The organism is Lactobacillus sp. PV037 (genome assembly GCF_014522345.1).
Taxonomy (GTDB): Bacteria; Bacillota; Bacilli; order Lactobacillales; family Lactobacillaceae; genus Lactobacillus.
In genome coordinates, this window is record NZ_CP041987.1 from 385,979 (window position 1) to 406,028 (window position 20,050).

The window sequence follows — 20,050 nt, forward strand, 5'->3', positions numbered from 1 at the left end:
TAAAAATTAGTCAAGCTAAATTTGCTTGACTAATTTTTTTATAGGGGTATCTCCAAATTGCTGATTTTGTTTGATTATAATTTCTGCACAAGCTTCACTATCACTTAAGGCGTTATGGTGATGCCAAAGATTTATATTCAACGCTTCTGAAACAGTATTTAGTTTATGATTAGGTAGCTCAGGTTCAAAACGCTTACTGGTAGCTAAACTATCAAGAACAAGATAGTGTGGTTCACTAATTCCGTAGCGAGCAAGCGATTTTTTTAAAACATTTGTATCAAAACGTGCATTATGGGCTGCTACCAGCATCCCAGGACGAAAAAGTCCTGCGATTTTTGGCCAAACTTCTGCCATTGTGGGAGCATTTTTAACATCGTTTGCTGTAATGCCATGAATTTTAATATTACGTGAGTTAAAAGGCATTTGTGGATTAATGACAGTATAGAATTTATCGATAATTTTATTATTTCGAACCATCACAATTGCTAAAGAACAGGCACTTTCAGGTGAAAAATTAGCAGTTTCGAAATCCATTGCAATAAAATTCATTTGTTCTTCTTTCTTTTTAATTAAAGTAATTGAAAATATCATAGCTAATCATAACATCTTAGTAGAAAAAAGTATAATTTTTGCGGTATTATTAGATAAGAAGATTGCAGAGGTAATAAGGGAGTTAAATTTAATGATGGACTTAATGGAATTAAAAGAACAAGGCTTTAATATACAGAAAAATGTTTCTCTGTCTAAATTTACTTTTACCAAAACTGGAGGACCAGCTGAGTTTTTAGCCTTTCCTAAAAATTTAGATCAATTAAAGAAATTAGTAGAAGTAGCACATCACTATCAAATCCCATTAACGATAATTGGAAATGCATCTAATCTTATTATCAAAGATGGAGGAATTGATGGGCTAGTTATTATCTTAACTGAAATGAATGAAATTAAAGCTTACCCAGAAGATAATTTAATTGTTGCACAAGCAGGTGCTAAGATTATTGATACTTCTCAAGCTGCTTATGAAGCGGGACTAAGTGGTTTAGAATTTGCCGCTGGTATTCCGGGAAGTATTGGAGGAGCAGTATTTATGAATGCTGGAGCCTATGGTGGTGAAACTTCGTCTGTAATTAAATCAGTAGAAGTTATAACTAGAGATGGCCAATTTAAAACCTATAGTCATGATGAGATGAAATTTGGTTATCGTCATTCCCTCGTTCAGGATAATGGTGATATTGTTATTCAGGCAACTTTTAAGTTAGCAACTGGCGATAAGTTTGCTATTAAAGATAAGATGGAATATTTTAATGGACTGCGCCGTGCTAAACAACCATTAGAGTATCCTTCTTGCGGTAGTGTTTTCAAGCGACCCGAAGGCCATTTTGTAGGTCCGATGATTATTAAAGCTGGACTTCAAGGAAAGCAAATTGGAGGCGCGCAAGATTCATTAAAGCATGCAGGTTTTATTGTGAATGTTGGGGGAGCGACTGCTACTGATTATTTGGATTTAATTCATTTGATTCAAAAAAAGATTAAAGAAGACTTTGATGTTGATTTACAAACTGAAGTTAGAATTATTGGAAAAGATAAAGATTAAACAAAAGCTACAAGTAATCTTGTAGCTTTTTCTAGGGGGTTAAAATGAGTGACATCATTAAACTAGAGCATGTTCGCAAAGAATATGACGATGGCTTTGTAGCACTGAAGGACATTAATTTAACTATTGAATCAGGTAAATTTTATTCACTTTTAGGTCCATCTGGTTCGGGAAAGACAACGATTTTAAGAATGATAGCTGGTTTTAGTGAACCCACGCAAGGGAAGATCTTATTTGATGGAAAAGATATCACTCATTTGGAAGCTTCTAAAAGACAATTAAATACTGTATTTCAAAATTATGCTTTATTCCCACATATGAATGTTTTTGAAAATATTGCTTTTGGGTTGCGCTTAAAGAAAAAAGGAAAAAGAGAAATTAAACAAGCAGTTACCGAAGCTCTTCATATGGTGCAGCTAGATGGTTTTGCTAATCGAGAAATTTCGGAACTTAGTGGAGGTCAACAGCAACGTGTCGCAATTGCAAGAGCTTTAGTTAACCAACCTAAGGTTTTGCTTTTAGATGAATCATTGTCTGCCTTAGATAAAAGATTACGTAAAGATATGCAGTTTGAATTAAGAGAAATTCAAAAAAAACTAGGGATTACTTTTATTTTCGTTACTCATGATCAAGAAGAGGCTCTAGCAATGAGTGATGAAATTTTTGTACTAAATGAAGGCAAAATTCAACAAAGTGGTAGTCCAGTAGATATTTACGATGAACCAGTTAATGATTTTGTAGCGCGTTTTATTGGTGAGTCTAATATTTTACCAGGAAGAATGGTTAAGGACTTTAAAGTTGAGTTTGGCAATCATACTTTTGAGTGTGCAGATGCTGGAATTAAATCTGGTGAAAAAGTTGAAGTAGTGATTAGACCGGAAGATATTGATATAACTAGCATTAAGCAGGGTAAACTACGTGCAGTTGTTCAAAGTCAATTATTTTTAGGTGATCATTTTGAAATTAAAGCGAAAGATAGTGATGAAAATGAATGGTTGATTCACTCAACAAATCCTACTGTTATTGGGAAAGAAGTAGGTTTATACTTTGATCCAGAAGATATTCACGTAATGCGTTTTGGAGAAAGTGAAGAAGAATTTGATAAAAGATTAGAAACCTATGAAGAGGAGTAGAAGAATGAAGAGAAAAGCTATCTTTTTGGTTCCCTATTTTTTATGGTTACTTTTATTTGTGATTGCCCCAATTATTTTAATTGTAGTTAATGCTTTCACTGGAAGTGATGGTTTTACTTTAAGTAATTTTGCTCAATTTTTTAGTAATAGTAATTTTTTGAGAATGACTTTTAATTCATTTTGGTATGCATTTTTAGTGACATTGTTAACTTTGCTGATTGCTTATCCTGTAGCTTATATTTTAAGTAAGATGAAGAACCAAAAATTTTGGCTTTTAATAATTATTTTACCAACTTGGATTAATCTCTTACTGAAGGCTTATGCTTTTATTGGTATTTTTGGAAAAAATGGATTATTGAATAATTTTTTAGATCTATTTGGAATTGGACCAGCAAATATCTTATTTACAAATGCAGCCTTTATTTTTGTAGCCGCCTATATTGAACTACCGTTCATGATTTTACCAATTTATAATGGAATTAAAGATGTCGATCCAGCTATTTTACAGGCTGCCAGAGATTTGGGAGCTAATAGATGGCAAACTTTGAAAAAGGTTCTCTGGCCTTTGTCTAAATCAGGAGTACAAGCTGGGGTTGAAGCAGTTTTTATCCCATCTTTATCTCTTTTTATGTTAACGAGATTAATTGGGGGAAATCGAGTAATTACTTTAGGAACAGCAATTGAAGAGTATTTTATGACAACAATGAATTGGCCAATGGGTTCTACAATTGGAGTAGTTTTAATTATTTTGATGGTTATTGTGATGCTTACGACTACTTCTTCAGCAGCTAAAAAACAAAAGAGAGGAATTTGAGATTGAAAAAAATTAAGTGGTCACGCCTATATCTTGGATTAGTACTTTTTATACTATATTTACCAATTTTTTATTTAATTTACTTCTCTTTTTCTAGTGGGCAAAATATGGATCATTTTAAAACTTTCACATGGGATCATTATCGGGACCTCTTTACGGATACTAGGTTATTAGCTATTTTTTTACAAACTATTATTTTAGCTTTGCTTTCTAGTGTAGTTGCTACAATTATTGGTACTTTGGGAGCAATTGGAATTAGTGAAACTCGTAATAAAAAGACTAAAGGAGTTTTGTTAGCTCTAAATAATATTTTGATGGTGTCGCCTGATGTAATTATTGGAGCAAGTTTTTTAATTTTTTTTACTGCTTTAGGAATAGGATTAGGCTTTGTATCAGTCCTACTTAGTCACATTGCCTTTTCAATTCCAATAGTGGTGTTGATGGTTTTACCACGATTATATGAATTTGATTCATCGTTAATAGATGCCGCAAAAGATTTAGGAGCAAGTAGTCTGCAAATTTTTAATAAAATTCTTCTTCCAGCAATAACTCCTGGAATTTTAGCAGGTTTTTTTATGGCCTTGACTTATTCATTAGATGATTTTGCTGTTACATTCTTTGTAACGGGTAATGGCTTTTCGACGCTCTCAGTAGAAATATATTCACGTGCAAGACAGGGGATTAACTTAGAAATTAATGCTTTAAGTACAATTATGTTTGTCTTGGTAATGCTAATTGTATTTGGGTATTACTTTGTAAGTCTAAAAAAGAGGAAAAAGAAGGTGGAGAATAAGTGAAGAAGCTAATTATTGGGATTTGTAGTATTTTAGTCCTTTGTTTAGGACTAGAATTTGTAGTCCATCGGTTAAGTGAAGTAGGTGTTACAAAAAATAGTAAGAATCTTATCATTTACAATTGGGGAGATTACATTGATCCAAAATTAATTAAAAAATTTGAAAAGGAAACAGGTTATCATGTAACCTATGAAACCTTTGATTCAAATGAAGCAATGTACACAAAACTAAAGCAGGGTGGGACTTCTTATGATGTTGCAGTGCCTTCTGATTATATGATTGCAAAATTACGGAAAGCAAACTTGCTTGATAAAATTGATACTAAAAAAATACCTAATTTTAAGTATATTGGACATGAATTCTTAGGCCATTCTTTTGATCCTCATAATGAATATTCAATTCCTTATTTTTGGGGAACTTTAGGAATTGTTTACAATGATAAATATGTAAAAAAGGGTGCTATTAAACACTGGGATGATCTTTGGAAAAAAGATTATCGTCATAATATTTTATTAGTAGACTCAGCACGCGATATCATGGGGTTATCTTTAGCTTCAATGGGAAATTCGATGAATACCACTAATTCTTTAAAGTTAAAATTAGCTAAGGCTAAGCTTGATGGATTAGGCCCAAATGTAAAGGCAATAATTTCTGATGAGTTAAAAATGTATATGATTCAGAATGAAGCGGCGGTGGGAGTAACTTGGTCGGGAGAAGCAAGAACAATGCTAGAAGAAAATAAACGTTTACATTATGTAGTTCCACCAGAAGGTTCGAATCTTTGGTTTGATAATTTTGTGATTCCTAAAACTGCTAAAAACGTCACGGGAGCACAAAAATTTATTAATTTTATGTTAAATCCTAAGAATGCGGCTCAAAATGCTGAATATATTGGCTATGCTACTCCTAATACAGCAGCGCAGAAATTATTACCGAAGACGATAAAAAATGATAAGCAATTTTATCCATCAATGCAAGCAATGAAAAATTTACAAGTTTATCAAGATTTAGGTCCGAAAAAGATTCAAGAATATAATGATTTATTTTTAGAATTTAAGATGTACGCTCGTTAATAATACGGTAAGATATAAAAAGAAAGTGAGGGGATCAAGTGAAGTTTGATATTGGAAATATTTTTACTTGGCAAAATTTAATGAATATTATTGATATTCTAATTGTTTGGTATATCATTTATCGTTTAATTATGCTGGTAAAAGGAACAAAAGCTCTCCAATTAGTCAAAGGAATTTCTTTAATTATTTTAGTCCGGATAGTGGCAGGATTTTTGAATCTGCATACTTTAACTTATTTTGTAGATCAAATTCTATCTTGGTCAGTGATTGGAATTATTGTGATTTTTCAACCAGAAATTCGACGTGGGCTTGAACATTTAGGAAGGTCGCCAATTTTTGGAGGGGCGAATGCAAATAAAAAACAAAGTTCAGAGAAAATGATTGAAGAATTGGATAAAGCAATTCAGTATATGTCAAAAAGAAGAATTGGTGCTCTGATTACTTTACAACAACATACAGGTTTAGAAGATTATATTGAAACAGGAATCCCACTCGATGCTGATATTACGGGAGAATTACTAATTAATATTTTTATTCCTAATACACCCTTACACGATGGAGCAGTTGTAATTAGAGATGGAAAGATTGCAGTAGCAGCTGCCTATTTACCTTTATCTGATAGTACAACAATTCCTAAAAAACTTGGCACACGCCACCGAGCTGCGGTAGGTATCTCAGAAGTAACAGATGCAATCACAATTGTAGTTTCTGAAGAAACTGGTGGAGTTACCCTTACTCGTAATAGTCAGTTAATGTTAGATATGAGTAGAGAAGAATATTTGAAGTATCTACGTGCCCAACTTGTTCCCGCTAAAAAAACTGAAGAACCTAAATGGTATCAAAAAATTATTAATCGAATTTGGTATTGGGGGTCGCATAAATGAAAAAAAATTTAGATCGTCCCTGGTTTTATCGAGCTGTAGCGTTGGTCTTAGCAATTTTATTAGCAATTTATATTAATTGGAATCAACAAGGTTTTTTCCCACAAGGGAAAAAATCAGTTACGATGACAACAGCTACCACAACAGAGACTATCAAAGTACCCTTGCAAGTCTCTGTAGATACAGATAAGTATTATGTTACGGGCTATCCTGATAAAGTTAGTGTAACTTTAAAAGGAGCAAACGCCTTAGTTACCTCAATTATTAATACACGGAACTTTCGAGCTTTTATTGATTTGAGTAATTTAAAACCAGGTTCGCATCAGGTAAAGATTCAGTTAAATGGAATGAGCTCGCAAGTAAAAGCAACCCTTCAACCTAAACTGGTAAAAGTTAATATTCAAAAGAGAAAATCCCAAACTTTTCCTGTTCAAATAGAGTATAATAAGAGTGCTATAGCTAAAAATTACATGGTTGGTACACCTAAGAGTTCTCCTAGACTAGTGCGTGTTACTGGTGCACAAGGCGAGGTCAATCAAATTGATCATATTAGGGCAAAAGCGGTCTTGACTAAGGGCCAAGCTACTACGTATAGTCGGGAAGTAATTTTAACAGCTGTAGATTCTAAGAATCGACAATTAAATGTAGTAATTGATCCGCTAACGGCAAATATTAGTATTCCAATTTATCTTCCTCATAAAAGTGTAAAAATAAAATTAAAGACAAGTAATGAGGACAGAAATAAAAAATATTCTATTAATGCTGATAAAAATACTGTAACTTTATATGGTACTAAAAATAGTTTAAAGACAGTTAAGGAATTACCGGTAGATGTAAATTTGAAATCTATTACTTCTAATACTGAAAAGACAATTCCGTTAGTCTTGCCTAAAGGAATTAAAGAAAGCGATCCTAAAGAAATTAAGGTTAATATTGAAGTTTTACAATCTTCACATAAAAAAAGTGATTAAAGAAAGGTGTCTATAATTATGCTTAAATATTTTGGTACAGATGGTGTAAGAGGAGTAGCCAATGAAGGTTTAACTCCAGAAATGGCGTTTAAATTAGGTCGTTATGGTGGATATATTTTAACTAAGGACAAAAAGCCAGGTGAGAGAGCTAAAGTTTTAGTTTCAAGAGATACACGTATTTCAGGACAAATGCTTGAATATGCATTAATCTCAGGATTGCTTTCTGTTGGAATTGAAGTTTTAGAATTAGGAGTTATTACTACCCCTGGTTTATCTTATTTAGTAAGAGCTCAAGGCGCAGATGCAGGAGTTCAAATTTCCGCTTCTCATAATCCAGTTGAAGATAATGGTATTAAGTTTTTTGGTAGTGATGGGTTAAAATTATCAGATGCAAAAGAAGAGGAAATTGAAGCTTTAATTGATTCAAGTGAAGACAATCTTCCACGTCCATCAGCAGAAGGACTAGGCACAGTAACTAGTTACCATGAAGGAGCTTCTAAGTATTTACAATTCATTGAAAATACTTTGCCGGAAGATTTAAGTGGAATTAAGGTAGTAGTTGATGGGGCAAATGGTGCATCAAGTGCCTTGATTTCTCGTTTATTTGCGGATCTTGGCATTGATTTCACTACAATTGCTACTCATCCAGATGGCTTAAATATTAATGATCATGTAGGTGCTACTCACACTGAAAAATTGCAAGAAGAAGTTGTAAAGCAAGGTGCTCAATTAGGACTTGCATTTGATGGGGATGCAGACCGTTGTATAGCTGTTGATGAAAATGGTAATGAAGTTGACGGTGATCATATTATGTATGTTATCGGAAGCTATTTAGCAGAACATGGTCGCTTAAAGAAAGATACAATTGTAACTACAGTAATGAGTAATCTTGGCTTTACTAAAGCTTTAGAAAAAAAGGGTATCAAGAATATCCGTACTCAAGTAGGAGATCGTTATGTTTCTGAAGAAATGCGTGCAAATGGTTATAACCTTGGTGGAGAACAATCAGGTCACGTAATTATTAGTGACTATCACAATACTGGAGATGGAATGCTTACAGGTCTTCATCTACTTTATGTAATGAAAGATACTGGCAAATCCTTAAGTGAGTTGTTAAAAGATTTCAAGGAATATCCTCAACGTTTAATTAATGTTCCAGTTAAGGATAAGAATACTTGGAAAAATTATCCTAAGATTACACAGGCAATTGAACATGTTGAAAAAGAATTGGGCAATGAAGGACGTATTTTTGTAAGACCTTCTGGAACTCAAAGTATGCTTCGTGTAATGACTGAAGCCCCAACTCAAGAATTAGCGGATAAATATTGTGAAGAAGTTGCAGATATCGTTCGTGAAGAAATGGGTAACTAATAAAGATCTAACTATAATAAAAAGCTGTAAAAGTGACGTCACTTTTACAGCTTTTTATTATACTTCTATTTATGATTCAAGATCAGGATGTTTAAGGTCTTCTTCGACTATCTTCTTAGAAACCATTTCATTTGGCTTGTACGGACGTTTAATAGGCATTCCCATTGGATTTTGACCTTTAGACATTAGTTCTGTAGGAACATTTGATTCAACTTTACCAGGCTTTTTGAGGCCTTCAATTTCCCAAGTAAATGGAGCAAATTTATTAGTAGGATCTACCCAATTGTGATGCTTGGATAGTTGGTACATAATGAAACAAATTCCTAAAATTACAGCAACTAAAACCAAGATAACTACTACATATGTTATTGGAGAACCAACTTCTGCTTTGACTTGTGCAGGCGGATAAATTGCTAATACAATACCAAATACACAAGAAATTAATCCTAAACCAGCTACTAGCCATGCCCCAAATTTTCCACCAGGAACTTTAAATGCTCGAGGGCGGTTAGGTTGATCGTAGCGAAGTTTTAAGAAAGTAATAAACATTAATACATAATAAAACATGTATAACACAGTAATTGTTTGGGTTAACATAATTACGAAACCTTCAACATTTGGTAAAAGCTTAACTAGATAAGCAATAATGGTCATACCAGCAATTTGTGTATACATTAAATGAGAAGGCATTTCATGTTTGTTCTTCTTTTGGAACCAGTCAGGCAAAAAGCCACTCCCTCCAGCTTGTCCAAGCATAAAAGAAGGACCAGCCATGTTGGTAATAACACTGGCTAAAACATTACATAAACCAGCCCAGACAAGGACCATGTATAACCATGGAATACCAATCGTGGCTCCTAAAGTTCTGAAGACAGTATTTAAGGTGTAAATAACATTAATTTGCTTTTCAGGGACAACCATGGCAATAATGACAGTTCCGACAACGAAGATTAAGAATACTAAAATAATTGAAATAAAGATTGCTTTAGTAAAATCTTTTTCGGGATGTTTTAATTGCTTAATGTGAGCTGCATTCATGTCAATCCCAGTATATGAGAAGAAGACACCAGCTGCCAAAGCAAGGGTTCCCATGCCGTTCCATTTAGGAATTAAACCCTTAGGAGTCATTGGAATTGCGGGTTGGTGCCCTTGACATAACCAAACGATTGTTAAAATAATCATTAGTGCTAAAGGAATAAAGGTACCAATTAAAACTCCGTATTTTGCAACACGAGCAAAAGCTTTGACCCCCTTAGTGGCTATAAATGTAAGCACCCAATATAAAATTATAAATCCAGTCATAATTAAAACTTCATGTTGTGGATGTTGAGCAAATTGAACCGCCTTTTTATACATCGGGGTGTAGAAAAGAATAGTAGCGGCATAGCTTGGCATCCCCATTCCAAAGTTGATCATGGTCTGGAACCACAAAATTAAAAGACAGGTGATAGCCCAACCTTTTCCTAGACCTTCTCCAACCCAGCGGAAAATACCTCCTCTGTTACTCCAACCAGATGCTAGTTCAGCAGCGACTAATGCAGTTGGAATAAAAAATGCAATCGCACCAATCGCAAAGTAAGTAACAGATGTTAAGCCATAGAAGGCTTGTTGAACATCATTACCAATTCCTGCAATGATAGTAACATTCATTAAAGTCAATGCAAGAACAGAAATATAAATTCGTTTAGTTTTTGCCTTTTCCGAATCTGAAGGCATAAAAAACACTTCCATTTCATTTTATTACTAAAAACTTCCTAAAAATGAAAGTACCATGATGGTTAAACAGAACTTTAAGTTAGTGGTAACAAAAGTAGTCTAAGAAATTAAAATTAAAGCCAATTAATTTTAAGTCCCTTTCTCAAAAAATAAATAATAGAGGGTAGAAGAGAGTGAAGTCACCTCTTCATCACAAACAATTATTTATATTAATGAATTAGAAAGTAATACGTTATTAAAACAGGGTACTAATTCGTATACCTATTTATATTCGATGATAGAGCAATAAAATCCAAAAAACAAATAAAACGATTATGTAAATCGTTAAAATAAAAAATATAATTAGACCAATTTTAAATAATTTGTTATATTTTGCTTGACCTAAACAAAATAATTTACTATTATAACAGTACTGACAACAATTTTTTAATTAAAAATTACAGTCTAGACCAATTTTAATAATTGTTTAGGCAAAAAGGAGAAAACTTATGTGTGGTATTGTTGGTGTGGTTGGAAAACCTGCTAAGGAAATAATTTTAAATGGATTAAAGAACTTAGAATATCGTGGCTATGATTCGGCCGGTATCTACTTAAACGATTTGCAAGGTGACGAATACTTAATAAAAGCAGTAGGTAGAATTAGTAACCTTGAAGCTAAATTAACTCCAGATCAAGAAGGTATGGTCGGAATTGGTCATACACGTTGGGCAACTCATGGAAAGCCAACTGAAGACAATGCTCATCCTCATTTTTCAGAAGATGGACGTTTTTATTTGGTTCATAATGGTGTAATTGAAAATTATGCTGAACTAAAGGAAAAATATTTACAAGGAGTAAACTTTAAGTCAACTACTGATACTGAAGTAGTTGTGCAATTAGTAGCTAAGATTGCGCGTGAAAAGAACTTAGATGGTTTTTCAGCCTTCAAAGAAGCTTTAAAATTAGTTCGTGGATCTTATGCGTTTTTATTAGTGGATAACACTAACCCTAGTCATGTCTTCATTGCAAAAAATAAAGCACCAATGATGTTAGGCTTAGGTGATGGTTTCAACATTATTGCTTCAGATGCAATTTCCGTTTTAGATCAAACAAAGACGTTTGTGGATTTACAAGATGGCGATGTTGCGGATGTTACCAAGGATTCTTATGTAATTGAGAATGTAGATGGTGAAGTTCAAAAACGGGAGTCTCATGTTTTAAATATTGATCCAAATGCTGCTTCTAAGGGTACTTACGAATTCTACATGCTTAAAGAAATTGATGAACAACCTGCAGTAATGCGTCGCTTGGCTCAAACTTATTTTGGGGCAGATGGTGATGTAAGAGTAGAACAAAAAATTGTAGATGCAATGTCTGAAAGTGATCGAATCTACATTTTGGCTGCTGGCACAAGTTATCATGCTGGTTTAGTAGGTAAGAATTTAATTGAAGAATATTCTGATATTCCGGTAGAAGTTGGCTTAGCTTCTGAATTTGGTTATCACTTCCCTAAATTATCTAAAAAACCTTTCTTTATCTTCTTGTCACAATCAGGTGAAACTGCAGATTCACGTGTTGTTTTAAAGCAAGTAAATGAACGTAACTTGCCAAGTTTGACTATTACTAATGTCGAAGGATCAACTCTTTCACGTGAAGCTACTTATACTATGCTTCTTGAAGCTGGTCCAGAAATTGCAGTGGCCTCTACAAAGGCTTACACTGCTCAAATTGCTGTTCAAGCAATCTTAGCAAAAGCAGTGGGAGAGAAAAAAGGTTTAGAAGTTGCTAAAAACTTTGATTTAAAACATCAATTAGCTTTAGTTGCAGAAGGAATGCAAGAGTTAGTTGATGGAAAAGAAAAAATTGATGAATTAGCTAAGAAGTTTTTGGCTAATACTCGCAATGCCTTCTACATTGGCCGTGGAGTTGATTATGCTTTAGCACTTGAAGGGGCTTTGAAGTTAAAAGAAGTTTCTTACATTGAAACTGAGGGTTTTGCTGCTGCTGAATTGAAGCACGGAACAATTGCCCTTATTGAAAAGGGGACTCCAGTAATTGCAATTATCAATGATCCTGCTACTGCCGATTTAACTCGTGGTAATATTCAAGAAGTAGAATCCCGCGGAGCTAATGTAATGGTATTTGCAGGCAAGGATTTTGCTAAAGAAGGCGACGATGTAGTTTTACCAAAGGTTGATTATTACTTGTCTCCATTGGTAAGTGCTATTCCAACGCAATTATTAGCTTATTTTGCTTCTAAAAATAAGGGATTAGACGTAGATAAGCCAAGAAACTTAGCTAAATCTGTTACAGTTGAATAATTTTCAAAAGAGGCGTTCTTTTAAATAAGAGCGTTTTTTTTGTATAATTTTAGTATAGGAAAGAGGGATTTTATGGCTATAAAATTAATTGCGGTAGATTTAGATGGTACTTTATTAACATCAGATCATAAAATTAGTGAAGCAACAAAAAAAGCTTTACAAAAAGCTGCCAAGATGGGAATTAGTATTGTGCCTTGTTCAGGGCGTCCATTTCCAGGAGTAAAAGAATATTTAGAAGAATTAGAGTTACAGGGTGACAAACAATATGCAATTACCTTTAATGGAGCATTAGTTTTTGATCTGGAAGGTAAAGAAATTGTGAAAGATATTTTGAATTTTGCAGATTTCACATATTTTTTGGAACTAGCTAAAAATATAAAATGCCTTTTCACGTTGAGTTAGAGGATCATTTTGTAACTTTAGATAAAATTATTAATATTTATCTTTCACAAGAAAGTTGGCTGACAAAGATGCCAATAAAGGTAGAAGATTTTGAAAAAATACCTGGGGATTTCACATTTGTAAAAGGGATGTATACAGGGAGTCCGAAAAGAATAGAAGAATTTTTGAAGGAAATAAACTGGGGAGATTTCAAAGATTACAATGCTTCTACTTCTGATCCTAGTTTATTTGAATTGAATTCAAAAACTGCTTCTAAGGGAAATGCTTTAAAAAAGCTAGCAAAAAAAATAGGAATAAAAGAAGATGAAGTAATGATCTTTGGTGATCAAAGTAACGATTTATCAATGTTTTCAGTACCAGCCTTTAAAAAAGTTGCCATGGGAAATGCTATCGAAGAAATTAAAGAAAAGGCAGATTTTGTTACTAGAACAAATAATCATAATGGGATAGCCTACGCCTTAGAAAGATTGGTGTTTTAATGACAAAAGCAAAAAATTATATAAGTGTAGGCTTTTTTGCATTTTTTGGAGGAGCATTGCGAGCATATTTAAATATTATATGGTCGCTTTTAGGAACTTTCATTGTTAACATAGTAGGTTGCTTTTTATTAGCTTTTTTTACTTATTTTTTTATAAATAAAAAAGCTCCTCAATGGTTAACAACTGGATTAATGACAGGATTTGTTGGTGCGTTTACAACGTTTTCTAGCTTTCACTTAGATACTTTGAAACAACTTCAAAGTCCTCAATCGACTACAGCCTGGGTTTACTTTTTTGCTTCAATTATTATAGGTTTTGGATTAGCAAACTTAGGAATGATGGTCGGCAAATTAGCAGGTAGAAGGGTGAAATAAAGCAGTGATACAAACAATTTTTTGGCAGGAATAGGTGCAATATTAGGGGCAGTTCTTAGATATGCGATTACTAACTACGGCAAAAAGCATTGGTCAACGTTTTTACCTTATGCAACCCTACTAATTAATTTGAGTGGAGCTTTATTACTAGGAGTAGTTTATGCTAAAAATCTCTCTCCATTTATCTATGCTTTATTAGGAACAGGAGTATTGGGAGGATATACTACATTTTCGACATTAAATGTAGAGTTGTTAAAAGAATGGCAAAGTCGCAGATATGTAGCTTTTTCACTTTATTTCTTTTTGTCCTATTTTGTTGGATTAGGATTGGTATTTATTGGATATTGGATTGGAAAATAAAAGAGAATTGCCTAGGCAATTCTCTTTTATTCATCAGTGATTTTAATTTTTCCACTTATAGTTTTAAGGGTAAGGTTAGCTTTTGCATTTTCATTACCAACATATCCATCGATATCATCGCTCCCCTTATCAAAAATAATTGATTCTAAAGGTAGTTTAGAGATATTTTTGATGGAAGAAATTGAAAAAGTAAATAATAAATTAGGGCTAGCCTTAATTTTTATATTGCCAGTTTTAGTAGTTAAAGCTATCTTAGAAGAAAATTGGTCTGAAAGGAGAGCCTTGATATTACCAGACTGGGTAGTAATTCTACTATTAAGGTTAGATTCTGTAATTTTAACATTGCCAGAATTAGTATTTATTTTACTGAGCAGAGCCTGACAATTTTCTAAAGTTAGGGTACCAGACTTAGTTGCTAAATAAAGTTGGTTTGCAGAAACATAATGTAGGGTAATAGAACCATTATTTGTAGTAAAAGAGGCATCGTCCTCTTGTCCAAGAACTTTTAAAGTATCAATTACAAGTTCACCTGAATGAGAATTAATATGGACCGACTCTGCATTACAATCTTCTAAGTGAACATTACCAGATTTAGAATCCGCTTGTAGGCGTTTGACATGGAGATTTTTTAGCAAAAGATTTCCACTAATTCCTGTAATATCAAGTAATCCTTGGCTCCGTAAGCGATAAACAGAAGTATGACCACTTTGGTTTCTAATACTTAAAAATCCAGTATAACTGTTAGGAAGAAAAAGTAAAACTTTGGCTTTAAAAATACCAACTAATTTTCGTGGCCCTTGTTTAATTTTAATAACATTTCCAATTTTTTCGATAGTGGAATGAAGCTTAGGAATATCACGAGACATGTAGTCTTGTAAAACAGCTTGATCATTAAAGCTGGGAAGAATAATTAAATCGCAAAATCGATAGTTTAAATGTAACTCATCAATTTGATTAAGCTCTAAGTGAAGTTCGTTCACCATTTCTAAATCAAAAATTTTAGAAAGAAATTTATCAATATCAGTCGTATTTAAGCGCTCTAAAGTATCAGGAGTAACTTGAGAAAAAACTTTTTCCAAAGTAGTGAAATATTTATTAATTTTTTTATCAGTAGCAGCTTTGTTTTTACCATTTTGAAGATTTTCATCTAAAATTAGTTGCAGATTTGTTTGTAACATATCTCGAAAATAAGTTAAAGATGAAGTTTGGGGAAGTTTTTCAAAAAGTTGGTCAATTTTTTTCTCAAACATTTATATGTCTCCTTTATAATTCAACATTTAATTATAGCATCAACTAAAAAAGATTTTGAACTTTGAGTTCAAAATCTTTAATTTTATTTTTCTTTTGGAGCAGGTGAACCAACGAAGCAACAAATCCCAAGGGCACAAAGGGCTTCAATTAAGATATAGAGACCACGTAAATTGAGGTGGGTTAAACTTCCGAGATAGAGATCGAGGATAATTGAACCGATAATTACGATTAATATAATAATCCATTGGGTTTTGTCAAACGCTATCCCATATTCAATTTCACGTTTTCTAATTCCTGGTAAAATTACCCCTAATCCAATTAAAACAATAACAGCAATGATATTAATAGCTAATTCATACCACCAAAGGTGACTGTAAGCTGGTACATCTTGAGGAGCAATTCCAAAGATGGTTGCCACTGCCGTAATAATTAATAAAGCTAAGCCCACTAGGTAGGCAAGAGTATTATTTTTGATGAAAACATATTGGGAAGGGAATTTTTGAGGATGTTTTCTAATTCGCATAAATGAGTAAAAGATCCAGCAAGTAACTCCTGGAGAAATAATTCCATTAAGATTTAAAAGCCAATTAAAAATATCATTCATATTTGGCAAAAAGATTCCCAAGAGCATGATGAATGCTGAAAGAGACACTGTTAAAATGTACCCATTGATTGGTAAACCGTTTTTGTCTTTTTTGCGTAAAAAACCTGGCATGTACTTTTCACCAGTATCGGAAATTAGCATTCTAGTCATTGCGTCAAGCAAGACAGCAAGTAAAGCAGCATTATAAAATACTGAAGTCCAGGCAAAAATATAAAGTAAAATTTTACCTAATCCAAATTGGTGACCAAGAGCATCAAAAACATAATAGGATCCGTTCATTTTTAAATCTTTTGGGATATGGTAAGCATCAAAGTAAATTCCAAGAGCTAAAGACCCTAAAATAGTTAAAAAGGCTGTCATTGCAGCTAAAGCTATCATTGCTTTAGGGAAATCGATTCTTGGATTTTTCATTTTAACAACATATGGAGCAACTAATTCTGCACCGTTCATAGCGTAAATCAGCATCCCAATAGTTGTCCAGTAATGTAAATTACCAAAGTTTGGAATAATAGTTTTCCAAGTAAAGGGCTGGGTTGCCATATGACCGCCGGATTTAATTAATCCTACACCAGCCATAAATACAAAAAGAGCCGTCATTGCAAACATCATCACCCCACCAATGGTAGCTAAAACTTCCATTGAATTAGAGAATTTATGTTCAATATAAATAAAGATGATAAACATTGCAAAGGTGAGTAGGGCAAATTCCCAATTAGGAATTTTATCTTGAAAATCACTGGAGCCAGTGAATGCCCAGCCAATATCAACAATAATTTCATTTGCAGAATCAACAGCATAAGGAATTGAAGCAGCCCAGTATGTCCAAGCTGTAAAGTAGCCTAAAAACTCCCCATCTGTTCCTCTTACCCAAGAAGAAAGTCCACCGCCTTCTTTGCTAAAAGTAGAACCCAATTGCCCAACCATTAGTGAGTAAGGAATAACATAAAAAATGAGCATTAAAACCCAAGAAGTAATAACCTGCATCCCCTGATTTTGGAAATTGTACATGATATCATCTAAACCGATAACTGTTACAAAAGCCATTAGGGTTAAAGTAGGCCAAGAAATATATTTTTTATTTTCTGTATTAATCATTTTCCCATCTTTCTTAATTTTGTTTAATTTTCCTAACAAAATTAAGTACCAGGAGATTTATTCTTTTTATCTTCTGCCATAAAAAGTCCTCCAACTTTTGAGGTCGCTTTCTATTGTAACTTTTTCTGCTTAATAAAAATAGAGGAAAAATTATCATTAATTAAATTATTTTTAGGATTAATAAATTCGGTGATTTAATGAGAGGTTTTTTCTATAATATATTAAAGAAATAGAAGGTGATTTAATGAAAGTGGCAGTATATATAACAGGTGGAATTGCTGCATATAAAGCTGTGTATTTTATACGCTTATTACAAAAAAATGGGCATCAGGTTCGAATTGCAATGACACGAAATAGTAAAAATTTTATTGGTAGTCAGACCTTAGCGGCTCTAACTAAGTATCCAGTACTAGATGATTTGTGGAGTAAAGAAAATGAATCAAAAATTAGTCATATTGAATTAGCTGATTGGGCCCAAGCAGCAGTTGTTATTCCAGCAGATGCAAATATTATTGGAAAGATGGCAAATGGACTAGCAGATGATGCAGTTTCTACAGCACTTTTAGCAACTTCAGCTTCTAAGTTTATTGTTCCTGCTATGAATGTTCATATGTGGGAAAATGAGGCTGTAAAGCGTAATATTAAGACTTTAAAAGAGGATGGAATTAATATATTAGAGCCTACCTCTGGACAGCTAGCAGAAGGATACAACGGCAAGGGAAGAATGCCAGAACCGGAACAAGTTTATCAATGGTGGGAAAATTATTTTGAAAAAAAGTTGCCACTAAAAGGTAAAAGAGTATTAGTTACTGCAGGAGGAACGCGAGAACAGATAGATCCAGTACGATTTATTGGAAATAATTCTAGCGGTAAAATGGGAATTGCACTAGCTCAAGCAGCCAGCCAATTAGGTGCAGAAGTTGATTTGATATATGGACAAATTAGCACGCGTTTACCTCAAGAGGAGAATATTAAACTTTATTCTATAAAGAGTACTGAAGAACTTTTGAAAAAGGTTCAGGCGTTATTTAAAAGAGATAATATTTTAATTATGGCAGCTGCACCTGCAGACTTTCGTGTGAAGAATTATAGTGAGCAAAAAATTAAGAAAAAAGTTGATGTAGATAATTTAAGGCTTGAGTTGGAGAAGACACCAGATATTTTAAAAAGTATGGGAGAACAAAAAAAGCAAGGGCAGATTGTAATTGGTTTTGCTGCAGAAACGAATAACTTAATTGAGAATGCACAAAAAAAATTACTTTCAAAAAATGCAGATTACATTATTGCTAATGATGTTTCACAGGGAGTTTTTGGAAGCAACCAAAATAAAGTCACTATTTTAAGTAAAAAAGGAGAAATTAAACCTTTACCAAAGATGGACAAATTCCAGTTAGCGAAGAAATTATTGACAGAGTTATTGCTCTAGAGAGGATTATTGTGAAGTTAACGAAGAAAGAAATAATATTTATTATTTTAATGATTTGTATTTTAATTGGGCTATTTATTTCAAGTTCAATGACATATCATCAGCAAGAAATGAAACCAGGGTTTATTCATCGTCATTTTGGGTGGCTTGAAAATATTGTGGGTCATTGGAATATCTATTATCAAGACCGGTGGCACAATGCAAAAGCAGATAATGGGATTGCGGGGATGACCCAATTTGTAATGCGAAAGATGGCACATTTTGGAACCTACTTTTTTCTTGGTTTGTTTAGTTGCATAGGATTAGATCGCTTATTTAAAAAGTGGAGTGGTCCACTATTTATTTGGTTAGGAATAATTATGCTAGCTGGAATTGATGAATTTCATCAAATGTTAACTGGAGATCGTACTCCTAGTTTGTGGGATGTAGCACTTGATTCATCAGGAGCACTACTAGCTATTTTAATTTGTATTATTTTTTATAGTATTCGAAAAAAGAAAGCCCAAAAGTAAAAAGTTAAGTTATTTTAAAGATAATAGATTGAATTTTATGGCTGGGTGCGTTACTATTAACAAGGTTAACTATATTAAGAAAAAGAAAGAAGGATTCTTATGTCAGGACATTCAAAATGGCACAATATTCAAGGCCGCAAGAATGCGCAAGACGCTAAAAGAGGTAAGGTTTTCCAAAAGTTATCTCGTGAAATTTATATGGCTGCAAAGAGTGGTGGTCCTGACCCTTCAGGGAATCCAAGCTTACGTTTAGTGATGGATAAGGCACGTGCAGCTAATATGCCTAAGAGTAATATTGAACGTGCTATTAAAAAAGCCGAAGGTGGCTCAGATGAACATTACGATGAAATCACCTATGAAGGCTATGCTCCAGGTGGGGTTGCAGTTTTAGTAGAAGCTTTAACTGATAACAAGAATAGAACTGCTTCTGATGTACGTGTAGCCTTTACTCGTAATGGTGGTTCACTTGGTGCAACTGGTTCTGTTGCTTATATGTTTGATCGTAAGGGTTATATTGTGATTGATCGTTCAACTACTGATGCTGACGAAGATCAAGTGTTGCTTGATGTAATGGATGCAGGTGGTGATGATCTTCAAACTAGTGAAGATGCATTTGAAATCTATACTGATCCTAAGCAATTCACTGCTGTACGTGACGGTTTAGAAAAAGCTGGCTATAAGTTGGCTAATGCTGAATTAACTATGATTCCTCAAAATACCACTCCAGTTCCAGAAGATAAAAAGGAACAATTTGAACATTTAATTGATGCGTTAGAAGATAGCGATGATGTTTCTAATGTTTATACTGCAGCTGCAGATGACGAATAATTAAATAAGTACCTAAGCTTAGAGATCTAGATTAATTTCTAGATCTTTTTTATTTTGAAAAAAAGAGGACATAAT

At 33.4% G+C, this 20,050-nt stretch carries 18 protein-coding genes and 1 pseudogene; 15 read left to right on the forward strand and 4 right to left on the reverse strand.

The window, feature by feature from the left end; genetic code table 11:
* Positions 1–15: 15 nt before the first annotated feature.
* Positions 16–549 (reverse strand): 3'-5' exonuclease, encoded by a 534-nt coding sequence (locus FP435_RS02305; RefSeq protein WP_265484625.1) that lies wholly within the window; start codon positions 547–549, stop codon positions 16–18.
* A gap of 136 nt (positions 550–685) precedes the next feature.
* Between FP435_RS02305 and murB the strand changes: the two genes are divergently transcribed.
* Genes murB through glmM form a run of 8 tightly spaced genes read left to right on the forward strand, consistent with a single transcriptional unit; the run spans position 686 to position 8,628 of the window.
* The gene (gene murB / locus FP435_RS02310) at positions 686–1,591 is read left to right on the forward strand and encodes a UDP-N-acetylmuramate dehydrogenase (protein WP_265484626.1); all 906 of its coding nucleotides are present in this window, start codon (positions 686–688) and stop codon (positions 1,589–1,591) included.
* Positions 1,592–1,635: 44 nt separating this feature from the next.
* Positions 1,636–2,724, forward strand: a complete 1,089-nt coding sequence (locus FP435_RS02315) for an ABC transporter ATP-binding protein (RefSeq protein WP_265484166.1) — start codon at positions 1,636–1,638, stop codon at positions 2,722–2,724.
* 4 nt (positions 2,725–2,728) lie between these two features.
* Positions 2,729–3,538: an ABC transporter permease gene (locus FP435_RS02320; protein WP_416209743.1), complete on the forward strand. Its 810-nt coding sequence runs from the start codon at positions 2,729–2,731 to the stop codon at positions 3,536–3,538.
* Positions 3,539–3,540: 2 nt separating this feature from the next.
* The gene (locus FP435_RS02325; protein ID WP_265484168.1) at positions 3,541–4,335 is read left to right on the forward strand and encodes an ABC transporter permease; all 795 of its coding nucleotides are present in this window, start codon (positions 3,541–3,543) and stop codon (positions 4,333–4,335) included.
* On the forward strand, positions 4,332–5,405 hold the full coding sequence (locus FP435_RS02330; RefSeq protein ID WP_265484169.1) for an ABC transporter substrate-binding protein: 1,074 nt from the start codon (positions 4,332–4,334) through the stop codon (positions 5,403–5,405). The genes FP435_RS02325 and FP435_RS02330 overlap by 4 nt, the downstream gene beginning before the upstream one ends.
* 38 nt (positions 5,406–5,443) lie before the next feature.
* On the forward strand, positions 5,444–6,289 hold the full coding sequence (gene cdaA, locus FP435_RS02335; protein ID WP_265484171.1) for a diadenylate cyclase CdaA: 846 nt from the start codon (positions 5,444–5,446) through the stop codon (positions 6,287–6,289).
* Positions 6,286–7,257, forward strand: a complete 972-nt coding sequence (locus tag FP435_RS02340; protein ID WP_265484172.1) for a YbbR-like domain-containing protein — start codon at positions 6,286–6,288, stop codon at positions 7,255–7,257. Before cdaA ends, FP435_RS02340 begins: the two co-directional genes overlap by 4 nt.
* Positions 7,258–7,275: 18 nt before the next feature.
* Complete coding sequence (glmM, locus tag FP435_RS02345; protein WP_265484173.1) at positions 7,276–8,628, forward strand: phosphoglucosamine mutase; 1,353 nt, start codon at positions 7,276–7,278, stop codon at positions 8,626–8,628.
* A 69-nt stretch (positions 8,629–8,697) separates the two neighbouring features.
* Here glmM and FP435_RS02350 read toward each other — a convergent pair whose 3' ends face one another.
* On the reverse strand, positions 8,698–10,344 hold the full coding sequence (locus FP435_RS02350; protein ID WP_265484175.1) for an APC family permease: 1,647 nt from the start codon (positions 10,342–10,344) through the stop codon (positions 8,698–8,700).
* Between the two features lie 488 nt (positions 10,345–10,832).
* On the opposite strand from FP435_RS02350, the gene glmS reads away from it, so the two are divergent.
* The 4 genes and pseudogenes from glmS (at position 10,833) to crcB (ending at position 14,259) form a co-directional block, all read left to right on the forward strand.
* Positions 10,833–12,644: a glutamine--fructose-6-phosphate transaminase (isomerizing) gene (gene glmS / locus FP435_RS02355; protein ID WP_265484176.1), complete on the forward strand. Its 1,812-nt coding sequence runs from the start codon at positions 10,833–10,835 to the stop codon at positions 12,642–12,644.
* Positions 12,645–12,716: 72 nt separating this feature from the next.
* Positions 12,717–13,525: pseudogene (locus FP435_RS08405) on the forward strand (Cof-type HAD-IIB family hydrolase).
* The gene (locus FP435_RS02370) at positions 13,525–13,899 is read left to right on the forward strand and encodes a fluoride efflux transporter FluC (RefSeq protein ID WP_265484179.1); all 375 of its coding nucleotides are present in this window, start codon (positions 13,525–13,527) and stop codon (positions 13,897–13,899) included. The pseudogene FP435_RS08405 and the gene FP435_RS02370 overlap by 1 nt, the downstream one beginning before the upstream one ends.
* A 21-nt stretch (positions 13,900–13,920) precedes the next feature.
* Complete coding sequence (crcB, locus tag FP435_RS02375) at positions 13,921–14,259, forward strand: fluoride efflux transporter CrcB (protein WP_265484180.1); 339 nt, start codon at positions 13,921–13,923, stop codon at positions 14,257–14,259.
* 26 nt (positions 14,260–14,285) lie between these two features.
* Here the strand turns inward: crcB and FP435_RS02380 are convergent, their stop codons facing one another.
* Both FP435_RS02380 and FP435_RS02385 read right to left on the reverse strand, forming a co-directional pair.
* Entirely contained in the window at positions 14,286–15,509 is a 1,224-nt protein-coding gene (locus FP435_RS02380; protein ID WP_265484181.1) for a DUF4097 family beta strand repeat-containing protein, read from the reverse strand.
* Positions 15,510–15,592: 83 nt separating this feature from the next.
* Positions 15,593–17,209 (reverse strand): APC family permease, encoded by a 1,617-nt coding sequence (locus tag FP435_RS02385; RefSeq protein ID WP_265484182.1) that lies wholly within the window; start codon positions 17,207–17,209, stop codon positions 15,593–15,595.
* A gap of 244 nt (positions 17,210–17,453) precedes the next feature.
* Between FP435_RS02385 and coaBC the strand changes: the two genes are divergently transcribed.
* From coaBC to FP435_RS02400, 3 genes are all read left to right on the forward strand, one after another.
* Positions 17,454–18,635 carry a bifunctional phosphopantothenoylcysteine decarboxylase/phosphopantothenate--cysteine ligase CoaBC gene (gene coaBC, locus FP435_RS02390; protein ID WP_265484183.1) on the forward strand — a complete coding sequence of 394 codons (1,182 nt, stop codon included), beginning with the start codon at positions 17,454–17,456 and terminating at the stop codon, positions 18,633–18,635.
* A gap of 50 nt (positions 18,636–18,685) precedes the next feature.
* Positions 18,686–19,147 carry a VanZ family protein gene (locus FP435_RS02395; RefSeq protein ID WP_265484627.1) on the forward strand — a complete coding sequence of 154 codons (462 nt, stop codon included), beginning with the start codon at positions 18,686–18,688 and terminating at the stop codon, positions 19,145–19,147.
* A 99-nt stretch (positions 19,148–19,246) separates the two neighbouring features.
* Positions 19,247–19,975 (forward strand): YebC/PmpR family DNA-binding transcriptional regulator, encoded by a 729-nt coding sequence (locus FP435_RS02400; RefSeq protein ID WP_265484184.1) that lies wholly within the window; start codon positions 19,247–19,249, stop codon positions 19,973–19,975.
* Positions 19,976–20,050 lie beyond the last annotated feature (75 nt).

What these genes read in the sequence shown, in the direction of transcription:
- FP435_RS02380 (WP_265484181.1), bottom strand. Translation starts at nt 15,509, where the DNA reads ATGTTTGAGAAAAAAATTGACCAACTTTTTGAAAAACTTCCCCAAACT.
- FP435_RS02385 (WP_265484182.1), bottom strand. Translation starts at nt 17,209, where the DNA reads ATGATTAATACAGAAAATAAAAAATATATTTCTTGGCCTACTTTAACC.
- glmS (WP_265484176.1), top strand. Translation starts at nt 10,833, where the DNA reads ATGTGTGGTATTGTTGGTGTGGTTGGAAAACCTGCTAAGGAAATAATT.
- murB (WP_265484626.1), top strand. Translation starts at nt 686, where the DNA reads ATGGACTTAATGGAATTAAAAGAACAAGGCTTTAATATACAGAAAAAT.
- FP435_RS02350 (WP_265484175.1), bottom strand. Translation starts at nt 10,344, where the DNA reads ATGCCTTCAGATTCGGAAAAGGCAAAAACTAAACGAATTTATATTTCT.
- FP435_RS02400 (WP_265484184.1), top strand. Translation starts at nt 19,247, where the DNA reads ATGTCAGGACATTCAAAATGGCACAATATTCAAGGCCGCAAGAATGCG.
- glmM (WP_265484173.1), top strand. Translation starts at nt 7,276, where the DNA reads ATGCTTAAATATTTTGGTACAGATGGTGTAAGAGGAGTAGCCAATGAA.
- FP435_RS02320 (WP_416209743.1), top strand. Translation starts at nt 2,729, where the DNA reads ATGAAGAGAAAAGCTATCTTTTTGGTTCCCTATTTTTTATGGTTACTT.
- FP435_RS02340 (WP_265484172.1), top strand. Translation starts at nt 6,286, where the DNA reads ATGAAAAAAAATTTAGATCGTCCCTGGTTTTATCGAGCTGTAGCGTTG.
- FP435_RS02315 (WP_265484166.1), top strand. Translation starts at nt 1,636, where the DNA reads ATGAGTGACATCATTAAACTAGAGCATGTTCGCAAAGAATATGACGAT.
- FP435_RS02305 (WP_265484625.1), bottom strand. Translation starts at nt 549, where the DNA reads ATGAATTTTATTGCAATGGATTTCGAAACTGCTAATTTTTCACCTGAA.
- FP435_RS02370 (WP_265484179.1), top strand. Translation starts at nt 13,525, where the DNA reads ATGACAAAAGCAAAAAATTATATAAGTGTAGGCTTTTTTGCATTTTTT.
- coaBC (WP_265484183.1), top strand. Translation starts at nt 17,454, where the DNA reads ATGAAAGTGGCAGTATATATAACAGGTGGAATTGCTGCATATAAAGCT.
- FP435_RS02395 (WP_265484627.1), top strand. Translation starts at nt 18,686, where the DNA reads ATGATTTGTATTTTAATTGGGCTATTTATTTCAAGTTCAATGACATAT.